Below are 13488 nucleotides of genomic sequence, written 5' to 3' on the forward strand. Positions count from 1 at the left end.
GGAGGGGCAGGATCCGGGGGGTCAGCGGGTGCCGTCGGCCAGGGTCGGCACGAGCGCGCACAGGGCCTCGCGCTGCTCCGCTCCGATGACGTGGGCGAACGCCTCCCCGACCGTCTCGGCCAGGGCGGCGGAGGCGTCCTGGATGCGCCCGCGGGCCTTGTCGGTGAGGGCGACCTCGATGCCCCGCTTGTCGTCGCAGACGGCCTTGCGGGTGACCAGGCCGGCGTGCTGGAGGCAGGCGATCTGGTACGTGAGGCGGGTCTTGGGGCGGCCCAGCAGCTCGGCGATCCGGGTCATCCGCAGGCCCTGGCGGGGCTGCTCGGCGAGCAGGCACAGGATCAGGAACTCGTCGTGCGAGACGTCCAGCGTCTGCTTCACGACCGACCGCAGCCGCTGCTCCACCGCGCCCGTCGCGGCCAGCAGCAGCATCCAGGCGCGCAGCTCGTCCGGGAGCAGCCCGTCGCCCGTCCGGGACGGGCATACGGGCAGCTCTGCGGGGTCTTCCTGGACGGCGGCCATGGCATCGAGTCTACCTGTTGTCCAAATTTGGATATTGGGCTAGCGTGCAGCCGTACCGCAGTCATCCAAATTTGAACCATCAATCGATCGGAGCACAGCCGTGACCGTCACCGTGGCAACCGGCCTCTGGCAGCTCGACCCGGCCGCCTCCACCGTCGCCGTCCGGCACAAGTCGGTGTGGGGTCTGGTCACCGTCAAGGGCGCCTTCACGGGCGTCACCGGCCGGGGCGAGGTCGCCGCCGACGGGACCGCGACCGGCACGCTGACGATCGACGCGGCCACCCTGGACACCAAGAACAAGAAGCGGGACGACCATCTGCGCTCGGCCGACTTCTTCGACGCCGCCAACCACCCGGAGATCACCTTCGCGGTGCGCGGGGCCGAACGGGCCGCGGACGGCGCGGTGCACGTCGACGGTCAGCTGACCGTCCGTGGCGTCAGCAGGCCGCAGCAGGTCACCGCGGAGCTGGCCGCGGCCGACGCGGACGGGCTGACGCTGCGGACCGAGTTCACGGTGGCGCGCGAGGAGTTCGGGGTCACCTTCAACCAGATGCGCATGATGGGCGGCCCGACCACGGTCACGGCCACCCTGCGCTTCACCCGCGCGGCGGCCTGACCGGCCCTCACGGTGCCGTCCCGCGCAGTGTGACGTACCGGCTGGACAGGGTCTGCGGGTCCGAGGTGAAGGCGCGCAGCCGGATCCGGGTGCCCGGCCTGGCGGGAATACCGAACCGGCCGTCGGGCGGCCGGAGTTCGACGCTCGCCGTGCCGTGCCCGGGGATCGTCGCCGGCCCCCGTACCAGCAGCCAGTACCGGCTCATGCCCTGCCCGGTGGTGAGCGTGTAGTGCGGGGTGAGCGGGGTGCCTCCCGTGTTCACCACCGTCAGCGTCATCGCCCGGACCACCGCGGCCGACCGCTCGGCCCGGCGCAGCGCGGTGACCTCCATCCGCAGCGGCGGCCTGCCGGACACCGCGAGGGCCGCGCTCACCAGCGCCGGGGTGAACAGCAGGGCGACCGCCACGACCCGGACGGACCGGCGGCGGGGCCCGGTCGGGAAGGCCGGCCGCGGCTGCCAGGCGCGCTCGAACTCCGGGAGGGGCGCGGTGACGGCGGCCGCCAGCCACAGCGGGGTCATCAGCAGGTAGTAGCCGTCCTGGGAGCGGGTCGCCACGAAGAAGGCGAGCCAGGGCAGCACGGTCGCGACCGGGCCGAGGCGCCGTACGAACAGCACGAACAGGGCGAGCAGGGCCGCCGCGAGCAGCATGCTGGCGTGCGAGTACCAGGCGATGCGGTCGCTGCCGTCGGTGAAGTACAGGGTGACGTCCACCAGGCCCTGGCCGTGCACCACGGCGCCCTGTGTCAGCGGCAGCGTGATCCCGGCCAGCCAGCGGCCGGGTCCGGACACGATGAAGTACGTGTTGATCAGCAGCCAGACCGTGACGGCGATGCCGACGATCCGCAGGACCACCAGGGCGGCGGCCCGGCCGCCCAGCTCCCCGCGCCGCACCGCGAAGATTCCGGCCAGCAGGAACGGCGTGACGAACCAGGGGAGTTGCTGCGCCGCGCACGCGGCACCCAGGCACCCGGCCCGGGCGATCCCGGCCGCGCCCAGCCGGCCGCCCGCACCGGTCCGCGGCCAGCGCACCGCCACCGGGATCAGCAGGGCCAGGCCGATGACCGCCGGGTAGCCGAGCCGGGCGTACGTCGACAGGAAGCCGAACCCGAGACAGGTCAGCGTCGCGGCCGACCGCCACGGCACCGGGAGCAGCCGCCACAGGGCGACCGTGCCGGCGATCAGCGCGCCCACGCACACCGCCGTCGCCGGTGCGCCGGAGTGGCCGAGCCACAGCAACGGGACGGTGAGCAGCGGGGCCAGCGGGGGATAGCCGTAGGTGTAGTCGTAGCCGCCGTCCATCGTCGGCGTCAGGGCGATGCCCGTGCCGTGGAACAGCCAGGGCCAGGGCTGCCCGTAGACGGCGTGGCCGGTGACCAGTTCCCGGGCGGCCTGGGTGGTGAGGGCGCCCTCGTCGCCGCCGTTGGGGTTCAGCGCCCAGGCGCACAGGGCGAGCGTCACGGCCGTGACCAGGACCAGCAGGTCGAGACGGGCCAGTGACCGGGTCCCGCGTACGGTCAGGGCCAGTACCCCGGCCACCAGGATCGAGGCGTAGCAGAGGGAGATCAGGGCCGCCAGGGCCAGGTGGTGGGTGGCCGCCTGCGTCCACACCGACCGGGTGCCGATGAACAGGGCGATGTCGGCGAGGAGGGTCACCACACGGTGCCAGGGGGCGGGGGCTCCGGGAACGCCGGGATCCAGGTGAGGCCCCGGGGTGGCGGACACCGCCGACTGTGTCCGCCGGCCGGGTGTCACCTGCTGTGTTTCTGCCAAGTGCACGCGTCGGACGCTAATCCCGGGCGGTGAACGGGGCGCCGCATGAGGAGAAGAGTCCGGTGTGAGGGCAGTAAGAAGCCCCCAATGCGCGGCAATTGCCCTAATGGCGACAAGAACGCTTGTTCCACGCATCGGTGTCCACCTCGCTCGCGCCTCGTGTCGCTGTTGGGCCGAACGGGTGACTTGGCGTAAGAATTGGCTGGTGCAGGCATCGAGTGTGAGTCAGGTCAGGGGGAGCCGGTGAGCCGTTACGACGTCACCGATGAACAGTGGGAGGGGCTCGCCCAGGTCGTGCCGCTGCGGGGCCGTGACGCCTGGCCGTCCTCGGTGGGCCACCGGTCGCTGCCGGACGCGGAGACCGAGACGCGGCGCCGTTTCGTGGTGCTGCGGGTGAACGTCTTCGCCGACGCCCGCGAGGTCGCCGAGACGTTGATGGCCGGGATACCGGTCCTGCTCGACCTGACCGGCGCGGAGACGGAGACCGCCAAGCGCGTCCTCGACTTCAGCACGGGCGTCGTCTTCGGCCTCGCCAGCGGGATGCACCGGGTGGACCGCAACGTCTTCCTGCTCACCCCGCCGGGCACGGAGGTCAGCGGGCTGATGGAGGGCGCGGGGGTGTCGGGCGGCTGAACCGCCGGCCGGCGGGTGCGCGGCTCCTGCGGTGACTCCGGCCGAGGGGCGCGGGCGACGGCGTCCCCCGATCGTAGGAAGGTACCGGCGCCGGAACGGTTCACCGGGCACGCGGAGCCCTACGGTCCCCTTATGGCCGTGCCCTCCGCCTCGCCCGCTTCCCGCCCCGCTCCGCCCGCCGAACCGCGCGACACCGTGCCCCGCGCCCGGTCGGGCCGCCGTACCGCCCCACCGGCCGGAACCGCCGCGCCCACCGTCGCCTCCGCTCCGGCCGCCGCCGAAGCCGCCCCCGAAGCGGCCCCCCGGCGGGATCCCCGTCCCCGGGTCACCGAACTCCGGCTCTCCGCTTTCGCGCGCCATCGTGGGGCGCGGTTCCCGCTCGGACGCGTCACCCTCTTCGCCGGGCCCAGCGGCAGCGGGAAGTCCGCCGTGCTCGCGGCCTACGAGGCGCTGGCACGGCTCGCGGGCGGGTCCTCGGTCACGGAGGTGTTTCCCGACCCCGTCGCGCTGGTGCCGGAACGGGCGCGGCCCGACGCGCGGCGGCGGCGCGGGTTCCGGATCGGCTGTACGGCGGACGGCGCCCAGGGACCCGTACGGCTCGATGTCGCCGTGCAGGCCGAGCCCGAGCTCCGCATCGTCGGTGAGCGGCTGACCGCGGGCGGCGTCGTACTGCTGGAGACCGCCCTGCGTGACCCCGGCCGCCGGGCCGTACAGGCCGCCTGGCACACGGCGGGCAGTTCCCCGGTGACCCGGGCCCCGCTGCCCGACGACCGGCTCGGCACCGCGCTGCTGCCGCTGCGCGTCGCCGGGAAGACCGACGGCCAGCGTCAGGTCCTAGCCGCCGCCGAGCAGATGGTCGTCGCCCTGCGGTCCGTGTTCGCCTGTGATCCGCGCCCCGAGGGCATGCGCGCGCCCGTCCGCACCGGCTCGGGGCGCCTGTTGCGCGGCTGCGGCAACCTCGCCGACGTCCTGTGGCGCACCCGCTCCGAGTGCGGCCGCCGGCACGCGCTGCTCGTGGACGCGGTGCGCACCGGCTGCGCCGGGCCCGTGACCGACCTGCTCGCCGAGCCGCTCGGCGACGGCACGGTACGGGCGCTGCTCGACCGAGGCGACGGCCACCGCTGCGAGCTGGCCCGGCTCGGCGACGGCGAGCTGCGCTACCTCGCCCTCGCCCTGGTCCTCTTCACCGGGCCGGGCGTCCTGGAGGTCGACGCGCCCGGTGAGGTCCCCGACGCCATGCGCGGCCTCACCGTCCTCGCCGACGGCTTCGACCGCTGTCTCGACCCCCGGCAGCGCACCGAGCTCCTGCGCACGGCCGTCCTGATCGGCGAACGCGGGCACATCCGCTTCGTCGGCGCGGTGAGCGACGCGCACCGGGCCGACGAGGCCGGGGCGATCACAGTGGTACACCTGGACGCGTGACCGACGAAGCACCCCTCGACGTGGCGAAGCTCCAGCGCAGACTGGCCGAGTTCGCCGCCGCCCGTGACTGGCAGCAGTACCACACGCCCAAGAACCTGGTGGCCGCACTCAGCGTGGAGGCCTCCGAACTGGTCGAGATCTTCCAGTGGTTGACCCCGGAGGAGTCCGCCCGCGTGATGGACGACCCCGACACCGCGCACAAGGTCACGGACGAGGTCGCCGACGTGCTGTCCTATCTGCTCCAGCTCTGCGAGGTCCTGGACGTCGACCCGCTGGCCGCGCTGGACGCGAAGATCGAGCGCAACGAGCAGCGGTTCCCGCCCGCCTGACGGAGCCGCCGCCGGGAGTACGGGACTCCGGTATGACGCTCGGTAGTCAAGGCTCCGCCCGAATCCGAATTGTTGTCCACAGATTTCCCTCTTCCTCTGGCTATACGTCTCGCACACCCTCACTCTGGGTAGTGAACTACTGGCTGCCGTAGGGCAGTTCGGACCGACGGGGACGGGGCGGCGGATGGACGCGATGCGGCTCATCGTGGCGAGCAGACGGGCGCTGGCGAGCGGTGCGGGCGTACCCGAGATGATGACCGAGGTGTGGCAGGCCCAGGCCCTGGCGCAGGCGATCGGCAGCCGGCTGGCCGTCTCCGGCCCGCCAGAGCTGCGCGGCGAGGCCCTCGGCCTGACCGAGCTGGCGGGCCGGGGGTGCGGGATCCTGGGCGCCCCCGACCTTGACCCCGGCACCCTGCGCGCCGCCCAGCTCACCGAACTGGACGACGCCCGTGCCACGCTCCTCTGCCTCGGCGGCCTTCTGGCCGAGGTCGGCATCACGCTGGTCGGCATGGCCAGCGCGGCGGCCGACGAGGCGGCGTACTGGCAGTGCATGGAGGCGATCGACGCGGCCGACGAGTCCCGGGACCGCGTACTGGAGATGCTGCGCAAACTGGCCGCGAGGGAGGAAGTCCGCGACGGCTGAGACCCGAACGGACGGTCCGGCCGGTCGTCCCGGCGCCGGTGTCCGTAGCGGGCGTCGTCTCCCATGGTGGTTCCAGGCCCCGTCCGCCCCGCGACCGGAGCCGTGCCTCTGGTGGCGAACGGGACGCCGGCGGCGATCGCCGCCGAGGCGGACGCGGCTTCGGTGTGCGGGAACCGTCGTTCGTGTCGCGTCCGGCACCGGCTGGAGGTCGGACAGATCCGCGTTCAGCGCCGCCATGAGTTCCTCCGTCTGCTGGAGCAGCCCCTTCGGCCGGTCCAAGGGGGCAGCCTGCTGCGGAACGGACCCTTGGACGGCCTTCCCGGCCCCCGGCCCGCCGCCGTCGGCGGGCCGCGAACGGCGCGCCGGCGAGGACCGTCCGGCGCGGGTGCCGGTCACTGGCCCGCCCCGAGCGGGGGCCCCGCCGTCGACGATGTTCACCCCGGCGGGGAATTGCGAACCACCGGTGCCGATGCGGTTGAGGGGACTCCGGCGATGCAGGATGGACGCATGGACCTTCGCATCTTCACCGAGCCCCAGCAGGGCGCGAGCTACGACACCCTCCTCACCGTCGCCAAGGCGACCGAGGAACTCGGGTTCGACGCCTTCTTCCGCTCCGACCACTACCTGAAGATGGGCGACGCCGACGGCCTGCCCGGCCCCACCGACGCCTGGATCACCCTGGCCGGACTCGCCCGCGAGACCAAGCGGATCCGCCTCGGCACCCTCATGACCGCGGGCACCTTCCGGCTGCCCGGCGTCCTCGCCATCCAGGTCGCCCAGGTCGACCAGATGTCCGGGGGCCGGGTCGAACTCGGCCTCGGCGCGGGCTGGTTCGAGGAGGAGCACAAGGCGTACGGCATCCCCTTCCCGAAGGAGAAGTTCGGCCGCCTGGAGGAGCAGCTGGCGATCGTCACCGGTCTGTGGGGGACCGCACTCGGCGAGACCTTCGACTTCCACGGCACCTACTACGACCTCACCGACTCGCCCGCGCTGCCCAAGCCCACCCAGGCGCGGATCCCGGTGCTGATCGGCGGCCAGGGCGCCACCCGTACCCCGAAGCTGACCGCCCGCTACGCCGACGAGTTCAACATGCCGTTCGCCTCGGTCGAGGACAGCGCGGCCCAGTTCGGCCGGGTGCGTGCCGCCGCCGAGGCGGCCGGCCGCAAGGACGGCGACCTGACGTACTCCAACGCCCTCGTGGTCTGTGTCGGCAAGGACGACCAGGAGGTCGCCCGCCGCGCCGCCGTGATCGGCCGTGAGGTCGACGAGCTGAAGGCGAACGGCCTGGCCGGCACCCCGGCCGAGGTCGTCGACAAGATCGGCCGCTACGCGGAGATCGGCGCGACGCGCTTCTACCTCCAGGTTCTCGACCTGTCCGATCTGGACCACCTGGAGCTGATCTCCGCCCAGGTCCAGCCGCAGCTGCCGTAACCGGCCCGGTCCGCGCATCCGGCCGGTTGTGACATGGCTGTGACCGGAACTATGGCTTCCATCACAGGCGTTGGGGGTTCGTCCTGATGAGGTGGCCGGATGCGCAGACCCCACCCGCGTCTCCTCGCTCCCGCCGTCGCCCTGCTCCTGGCCACGGCCTGCGGCGCGGAGCACGCCGACACCGGCCGCGGCGCCGGCGCGACCGTGCCCGGACCCCGCACCACCGTCACCGACCCCCCGGTGGACGGCGTGCGGATCACCTCGGTCACCCTCCCCGCGGCCTCCCCGAGCCCGACCCCGTCCGGCACGCCGTTCCGGGTGCACGCCGACCCGCTGCCCGAGTCCGGCGACTCCGGCATCTCCGCCGCCTACCAGGTCAGCAACGACGGCGACGAAGCCATGACCTACACCGTGCTCTTCGACTTCACGACGGACACCGGCGCCGTCATGGACTCCCGGAAGGTGACCGTGCGCGGGGTCGAGCCGGGCCGCACCACCGTCGGCACCGTCGGCCTGGGTGCCCTCGCCCCCGGCGCCTCCCCGGTGACCCGGGTGAAGGTCGCCGAGGTCACCAAGGTCCCCGCCGACGAGGCGCCGGCCCGGACGGGCGCCTGTCCCTCCTCCGGCGTGCGGCTGTGGGCCGACGACGGGGACGCCGCGATGGGCCTGCGCGTCGTCGGACTCCACCTGGAGAACTGCGGAAAGCGGGACTACGCGCTGGACGGCTACCCGGAGCTGAGCCTCCTGGACGACGACCGCGAGCCCGTCGACGGCATACACGTCCTGCGCGGCGGCGCCGCCATCGCCACGGGAACCGGCTTCGACGGCCCGCCCGTCGCGCTCGTCCTCAAACCCGGTGAGACCGCCCTGTCCGGCCTGGTCTGGCGCAACACGACACTGGCGGGCACGCCGGTGAACGTGCCCTACGTCCGGGTCCTGGCGAAGCCGGGCGCCGCACCCGTGACGGTCACCCCGGGCCTGGACCTCGGGACCACGGGGAAGCTCGGCGTAGGCGCCTGGCGGCTGGCCGGCCGGTAGCCCCGGAAAAAATCCGGGGCCGCACGCGGTGACCCTCGGTACGTTGGACCCGCGCACAAGCGCACGACCAGCGCTTTCGCACAGATTCCTGACCCCTTTCGAGGCGACCCACCGTGTTCCTGACGATCACCACCACCGGCACCCCCGCACGTCCCGCCACCGACCTCGGGTTCCTGCTGCACAAGCACCCCGACAACGCGCAGACCTTCTCGACCTCCTACGGCATCGCGCACGTCTTCTACCCCGAGGCGGATGCCGAGCGCTGCACGGCGGCACTGCTCCTGGAGATCGACGCGGTGGCGCTGGTCCGGCGCGGCAAGGGCAAGGGACACGGCGGGGCACCCGACGCGGCGCTCGCGCAGTACGTCAACGACCGCCCGTACGCCGCCTCCTCGCTCCTCGCCGTGGCGATCGGCAACGTCTTCTCCAGCGCGATGCGCGGCGTGTGCCGGGCCCGTCCCGAAGCCCCCGAGCGGCCAATGCCGTTGCGTATCGAGGTGCCCGCGCTGCCCGCACGCGGCGGCCCCGGTCTGGTCCGGCAGCTCTTCGAGCCGCTCGGCTGGACCGTGACCGCCGAACCGGTCGCCCTGGACACCTCGTTCCCGGAGTGGGGCGACTCGCGGTACGTCGGCCTCGTTCTGGAGGCGGAGTCGCTGACCCTCGCCGAGGCGCTGCGCCACCTCTACGTCCTGCTCCCCGTCCTCGACGACGCCAAGCACTACTGGGTGTCCGCCGAGGAGGTCGACAAGCTGCTGCGCGCCGGTGAGGGCTGGCTGCCCGGACACCCCGAGCAGAGGCTCATCACCACCCGCTACCTCTCCCGCCGGTGGTCGCTGACCCGGCAGGCGATGGAGCGGCTGGAACTGGTGCGGCTCGCCGAGACCGACGACAGCGAGGTCGAGGAGATCGACAACGCGGTCGAGGAGGAGACGGAGACGGAGGAGAAGCCGGCGCCGCTCGCGGTGCGGCGCCGGGAGGCGATCCTCGACGCGCTGCGCCGGTCCGGTGCCGCCCGGGTCCTCGACCTCGGCTGCGGGCAGGGCCAGTTGGTGCAGGCGCTGCTGAAGGACCCCGCGTTCACCGAGATCGTCGGCGTCGACGTGTCGGTGCGGGCCCTGACCGTCGCGGCGCGCCGGCTCAAGCTGGACCGCATGGGCGAGCGGCAGGCGTCCCGCGTCAAGCTCGTCCAGGGCTCGCTGGCCTACACCGACCGGCGGCTCAAGGGGTACGACGCCGCCGTGCTCAGCGAGGTGATCGAGCACCTCGACCTGCCCCGGCTGCCCGCCCTGGAGTACGCCGTGTTCGGCGCGGCCCGCCCGCGCACGGTCCTGGTGACCACGCCGAACGTGGAGTACAACGTCCGCTGGGAGACCCTCCCCGCCGGTCACGTCCGGCACGGCGACCACCGCTTCGAGTGGACCCGCGAGGAGTTCCGCACCTGGGCCGCCCGGGTCGCCGCACTCCACGGCTACGACGTCGAGTTCGTCCCCGTGGGGCCGGACGACCCCGAGGTCGGGCCGCCCACCCAGATGGCCGTCTTCCAGATGAACACCACCACTCCCACCGCGAAGGAGGCGAAGGCAGCATGACCGAGCAGACCGCAGGACGGGTCCTGCCCGTCACCGACCTCTCCCTGGTCGTCCTCGTCGGCGCCTCCGGCTCCGGCAAGTCCACCTTCGCGCGCCGCCACTTCAAGCCGACCGAGGTGATCTCCTCCGACTTCTGCCGGGGACTGGTCAGCGACGACGAGAACGACCAGGGCGCCACGAAGGACGCCTTCGACGTGCTGCACTACATCGCCGGCAAGCGGCTGGCGGCCGGCCGCCGCACGGTCGTCGACGCCACCAGCGTGCAGCAGGAGTCCCGGCGTCAGCTGATCGACCTGGCCAGGCAGTACGACGTGCTGCCCATCGCCATCGTCCTGGACGTCCCCGAGGAGGTGTGCGCCGAGCGCAACGCGGCCCGCGCCGACCGCGCCGACATGCCCCGCCGGGTCGTCCAGCGCCACATCCGCGAACTCCGGCGCTCCGTCAGGCACCTGGAGCGTGAGGGCTTCCGCAAGGTGCACGTCCTGCGCGGGGCCGAGGAGGCGGAGTCGGCCACCGTCGTCACCGAGAAGCGCTTCAACGACCTGACCCACCTCACCGGCCCCTTCGACATCGTCGGCGACGTCCACGGGTGCGCCTCGGAACTGGAGTCCCTGCTCGGCAAGCTGGGCTACGCCGACGGGGTGCACCCAAAGGGCCGCACCGCCGTGTTCGTCGGCGACCTCGTCGACCGCGGCCCGGACAGCCCCGGCGTGCTGCGCCGGGTGATGTCGATGGTGAAGTCGGGCAACGCCCTGTGCGTGCCCGGCAACCACGAGAACAAGTACGGGCGGTATCTCAAGGGCCGCAAGGTCCAGCACACCCACGGACTCGCCGAGACCATCGAGCAGATGGACGGCGAGAGCGAGGAGTTCACCCGGCAGGTGAGGGAGTTCATCGACGGACTCGTCAGCCACTACGTCCTCGACGGCGGGAAGCTGGTCGTCTGCCACGCCGGGCTGCCCGAGAAGTACCACGGCCGCACCTCCGGCCGGGTCCGCTCGCACGCGCTGTACGGCGAGACCACCGGCGAGACCGACGAGTTCGGCCTGCCCGTGCGCTACCCGTGGGCCGAGGACTACCGGGGCCGTGCGGCCGTCGTCTACGGCCACACCCCGGTCCCGGAGGCGAGCTGGCTGAACAACACCATCTGCCTGGACACCGGAGCGGTCTTCGGCGGCAAGCTCACCGCGCTGCGCTGGCCGGAACGGGAACTGGTCGACGTACCCGCCGAGCGGGTCTGGTACGAGCCGGCCCGGCCGCTGCGCACCGAGGCACCCGGCGGCCACGACGGGCGCCCGCTCGACCTGGCGGACGTGCACGGCCGGCGGGTCGTGGAGACCCGGCACCAGGGCCGGATCGCGGTCCGCGAGGAGAACGCGGCGGCCGCTCTGGAGGTGATGAGCCGCTTCGCGGTCGACCCGCGCCTGCTGCCGTACCTGCCGCCGACGATGGCGCCGACGCCGACCTCGCATGTCGAGGGCTACCTGGAGCACCCGGCCCAGGCCTTCGACCAGTACGCGCAGGACGGGATCGCCCGCGTCGTCTGCGAGGAGAAGCACATGGGTTCGCGGGCGGTGGCCCTGGTGTGCCGGGACACGGAGGCGGCGCACCGGCGCTTCGGTGTCGCGCCCGGCCCCACCGGCTCCCTCTACACCCGCACCGGGCGTCCGTTCTTCGACGACGGGTCGGTCACGGAGGAGATCCTCGGCCGGGTCCGCGCCGCGGCCGACGCGGCCGGACTCTGGGACGAACTCGGCACCGACTGGCTCCTGCTCGACGCCGAACTGCTGCCCTGGTCGCTCAAGGCCGGCGGTCTGCTGCGCACCCAGTACGCGGCCGTGGGCGCGGCCTCCGGCGCGGTGTTCCCGGGGGCGCTGGCGGCCCTGGAGCGTGCGGCGGAGCGCGGCGTGGACATCTCCGGGCTGCTCACCCGGCAGCGTGACCGCGCCGTCGACGCGGCCGCGTTCACCGACGCCTACCGCCGGTACTGCTGGACCACCGAGGGCCTGGAGGGGGTGCACCTCGCCCCGTTCCAGATCCTCGCGGTGCAGGGCCGCAGCCTCGCCACGCTCCCGCACGACGAACAGCTCGCCCTCCTGGACCGGCTGGTGGAGAACGATCCGACGGGCCTGCTCCGGACCACCCGGCGCCGGTACGTGGACACCGGGGACCCGGAGTCGGTGCGGGCCGGTGTGGACTGGTGGCTGGAGATGACCGGCCAGGGCGGCGAGGGCATGGTCGTCAAGCCGCTCGGCGCGATGGCACGCGACCCGAAGGGCCGGCTGGTCCAGCCCGGCGTCAAGTGCCGGGGCCGCGAGTACCTGCGGATCATCTACGGTCCCGAGTACACCCGCCCCGACAACCTGACCCGTCTGCGGAACCGGTTCCTCAACCACAAGCGGTCCCTGGCGATCCGCGAGTACGCGCTGGGCCTGGAGGCACTGGACCGCCTCGCGGACGGCGAGCCGCTGTGGCGGATCCACGAGGCGGTGTTCGGGGTGCTGGCGCTGGAGTCGGAGCCGGTCGACCCCCGGCTGTGAGGCCGGCCCGGCGCCCGGTTCAGCCGAGCAGCCGGAGCCGGTGGGCGCAGGCCCCGACCCGGACCGTCTGCCCCCAGGTCAGCTCCAGGGCGTCGGTCTCGATGCCGTCGCCGAAGGCGATCAGACGGTCCGACTCGACCGTGAGCGTCAGGGACGCCGAGGCGGTCAGCTCGCCCGCTACCAGGGAGGTCCCGGTCACCGGCGAGGGCCAGGCCTCCCGGACGAACCACAGCAGGCGGTCCTCGGTGGGGGAGGGCAGCGACAGCCGGGCGCCGCGCTCCTGCCACAGGGAGCGCAGCCAGCCGGTGGCACCCGTGCCGGTGCCCACCAGCACCCCGGAGGAGGCCTGGGCCTCGACGACACCCCCGTCGTTCTCGAGGCCCAGGCGGTATCGGGCGGTCTGATGACCGGCGGTTCCCAGATAGATCTCGTTGAGCGCCACGAGCCGCTGGGTGTCGTCGGCCACGGCCTCGACCATCGTCAGCTCGTCGGCGCCGGTGGCCTCGTACGAGGCCAGGAGCGTCGCCGTGTGCTCCGGCCGGTGCCGTACCAGCACACCGGGGTTGCGGCCGGGGTCGGTGTCGATGCCGATCACCGGCTGGCCGTCCAGGTACTTGGCCACGTTCGCCACCAGCCCGTCCTGGCCGACCACCAGGACCACGTCCTCGGGTCCGAACAGGAAGCGGTCCAGGTCGGTCCGCTCGACCCGGGCCTGACGCCAGGCCAGCGGAATCGCCGCGGTCACCTCGGCCAGTGCCCGCCCGGTCCGGCGGTGCCGCTCGGCGACCTCCTCGATGTCCCGCCCCCGGGTGGAGAGGAAGAAGGCGGCCTGCCCGTGGGTGCCGTGGTGGGCCACCAACTCCTCGTACTCCGTGGTCCGGTGCACGAGCACCACCCGGGGCGCGAGGCTCACGACACCGCCTCCGTCGGCCGGCCGGCGGAACTCGCCGGGCCGCC

At 73.2% G+C, this 13488-nt stretch carries 12 protein-coding genes; 9 read left to right on the top strand and 3 right to left on the bottom strand.

The features are described from left to right. Nucleotides 1-21: 21 nt before the first annotated feature. Nucleotides 22-519: a MarR family winged helix-turn-helix transcriptional regulator gene (locus tag ACFXI4_RS30310; RefSeq protein ID WP_384996922.1), complete on the bottom strand. Its 498-nt coding sequence runs from the start codon at nt 517-519 to the stop codon at nt 22-24. A 100-nt stretch (nt 520-619) separates the two neighbouring features. On the opposite strand from ACFXI4_RS30310, the gene ACFXI4_RS30315 reads away from it, so the two are divergent. Then, nucleotides 620-1135: a YceI family protein gene (locus ACFXI4_RS30315; RefSeq protein WP_384996924.1), complete on the top strand. Its 516-nt coding sequence runs from the start codon at nt 620-622 to the stop codon at nt 1133-1135. A 7-nt stretch (nt 1136-1142) separates the two neighbouring features. Here the strand turns inward: ACFXI4_RS30315 and ACFXI4_RS30320 are convergent, their stop codons facing one another. Next, nucleotides 1143-2912, bottom strand: a complete 1770-nt coding sequence (locus ACFXI4_RS30320; RefSeq protein ID WP_384996926.1) for a hypothetical protein — start codon at nt 2910-2912, stop codon at nt 1143-1145. Between the two features lie 237 nt (nt 2913-3149). Here ACFXI4_RS30320 and ACFXI4_RS30325 point away from each other — a divergent pair, with 237 nt between their 5' ends. From ACFXI4_RS30325 to ACFXI4_RS30360, 8 genes are all read left to right on the top strand, one after another. Next, on the top strand, nt 3150-3539 hold the full coding sequence (locus ACFXI4_RS30325; RefSeq protein WP_362727836.1) for a cell division protein SepF: 390 nt from the start codon (nt 3150-3152) through the stop codon (nt 3537-3539). 132 nt (nt 3540-3671) lie between these two features. Then, entirely contained in the window at nt 3672-4961 is a 1290-nt protein-coding gene (locus ACFXI4_RS30330; RefSeq protein WP_384996929.1) for an ATP-binding protein, read from the top strand. After that, entirely contained in the window at nt 4958-5290 is a 333-nt protein-coding gene (locus tag ACFXI4_RS30335; protein ID WP_362732106.1) for a nucleotide pyrophosphohydrolase, read from the top strand. The genes ACFXI4_RS30330 and ACFXI4_RS30335 overlap by 4 nt, the downstream gene beginning before the upstream one ends. A gap of 184 nt (nt 5291-5474) precedes the next feature. After that, entirely contained in the window at nt 5475-5933 is a 459-nt protein-coding gene (locus ACFXI4_RS30340; protein ID WP_384996931.1) for a DUF6099 family protein, read from the top strand. Between the two features lie 507 nt (nt 5934-6440). Further along, nucleotides 6441-7364, top strand: a complete 924-nt coding sequence (locus ACFXI4_RS30345) for an LLM class F420-dependent oxidoreductase (protein WP_384996933.1) — start codon at nt 6441-6443, stop codon at nt 7362-7364. 99 nt (nt 7365-7463) lie between these two features. Then, complete coding sequence (locus tag ACFXI4_RS30350) at nt 7464-8402, top strand: DUF4232 domain-containing protein (RefSeq protein ID WP_384996935.1); 939 nt, start codon at nt 7464-7466, stop codon at nt 8400-8402. A gap of 113 nt (nt 8403-8515) precedes the next feature. Further along, nucleotides 8516-9991, top strand: coding sequence for a 3' terminal RNA ribose 2'-O-methyltransferase Hen1 (locus tag ACFXI4_RS30355; protein WP_384996937.1), 1476 nt, complete (start codon nt 8516-8518; stop codon nt 9989-9991). Next, nucleotides 9988-12531, top strand: coding sequence for a polynucleotide kinase-phosphatase (locus ACFXI4_RS30360; protein ID WP_384996939.1), 2544 nt, complete (start codon nt 9988-9990; stop codon nt 12529-12531). Before ACFXI4_RS30355 ends, ACFXI4_RS30360 begins: the two co-directional genes overlap by 4 nt. 19 nt (nt 12532-12550) lie before the next feature. Here ACFXI4_RS30360 and ACFXI4_RS30365 read toward each other — a convergent pair whose 3' ends face one another. Further along, on the bottom strand, nt 12551-13444 hold the full coding sequence (locus ACFXI4_RS30365) for a hypothetical protein (RefSeq protein WP_384996941.1): 894 nt from the start codon (nt 13442-13444) through the stop codon (nt 12551-12553). Nucleotides 13445-13488: the final 44 nt, after the last annotated feature.

Source organism: Streptomyces sp. NPDC059224, from assembly GCF_042754285.1.
In the GTDB taxonomy this organism is placed as follows: domain Bacteria; phylum Actinomycetota; class Actinomycetes; order Streptomycetales; family Streptomycetaceae; genus Streptomyces.

What these genes read in the sequence shown, in the direction of transcription:
- ACFXI4_RS30350 (WP_384996935.1), top strand. Translation starts at nt 7,464, where the DNA reads ATGCGCAGACCCCACCCGCGTCTCCTCGCTCCCGCCGTCGCCCTGCTC.
- ACFXI4_RS30310 (WP_384996922.1), bottom strand. Translation starts at nt 519, where the DNA reads ATGGCCGCCGTCCAGGAAGACCCCGCAGAGCTGCCCGTATGCCCGTCC.
- ACFXI4_RS30340 (WP_384996931.1), top strand. Translation starts at nt 5,475, where the DNA reads ATGGACGCGATGCGGCTCATCGTGGCGAGCAGACGGGCGCTGGCGAGC.
- ACFXI4_RS30360 (WP_384996939.1), top strand. Translation starts at nt 9,988, where the DNA reads ATGACCGAGCAGACCGCAGGACGGGTCCTGCCCGTCACCGACCTCTCC.
- ACFXI4_RS30330 (WP_384996929.1), top strand. Translation starts at nt 3,672, where the DNA reads ATGGCCGTGCCCTCCGCCTCGCCCGCTTCCCGCCCCGCTCCGCCCGCC.
- ACFXI4_RS30345 (WP_384996933.1), top strand. Translation starts at nt 6,441, where the DNA reads ATGGACCTTCGCATCTTCACCGAGCCCCAGCAGGGCGCGAGCTACGAC.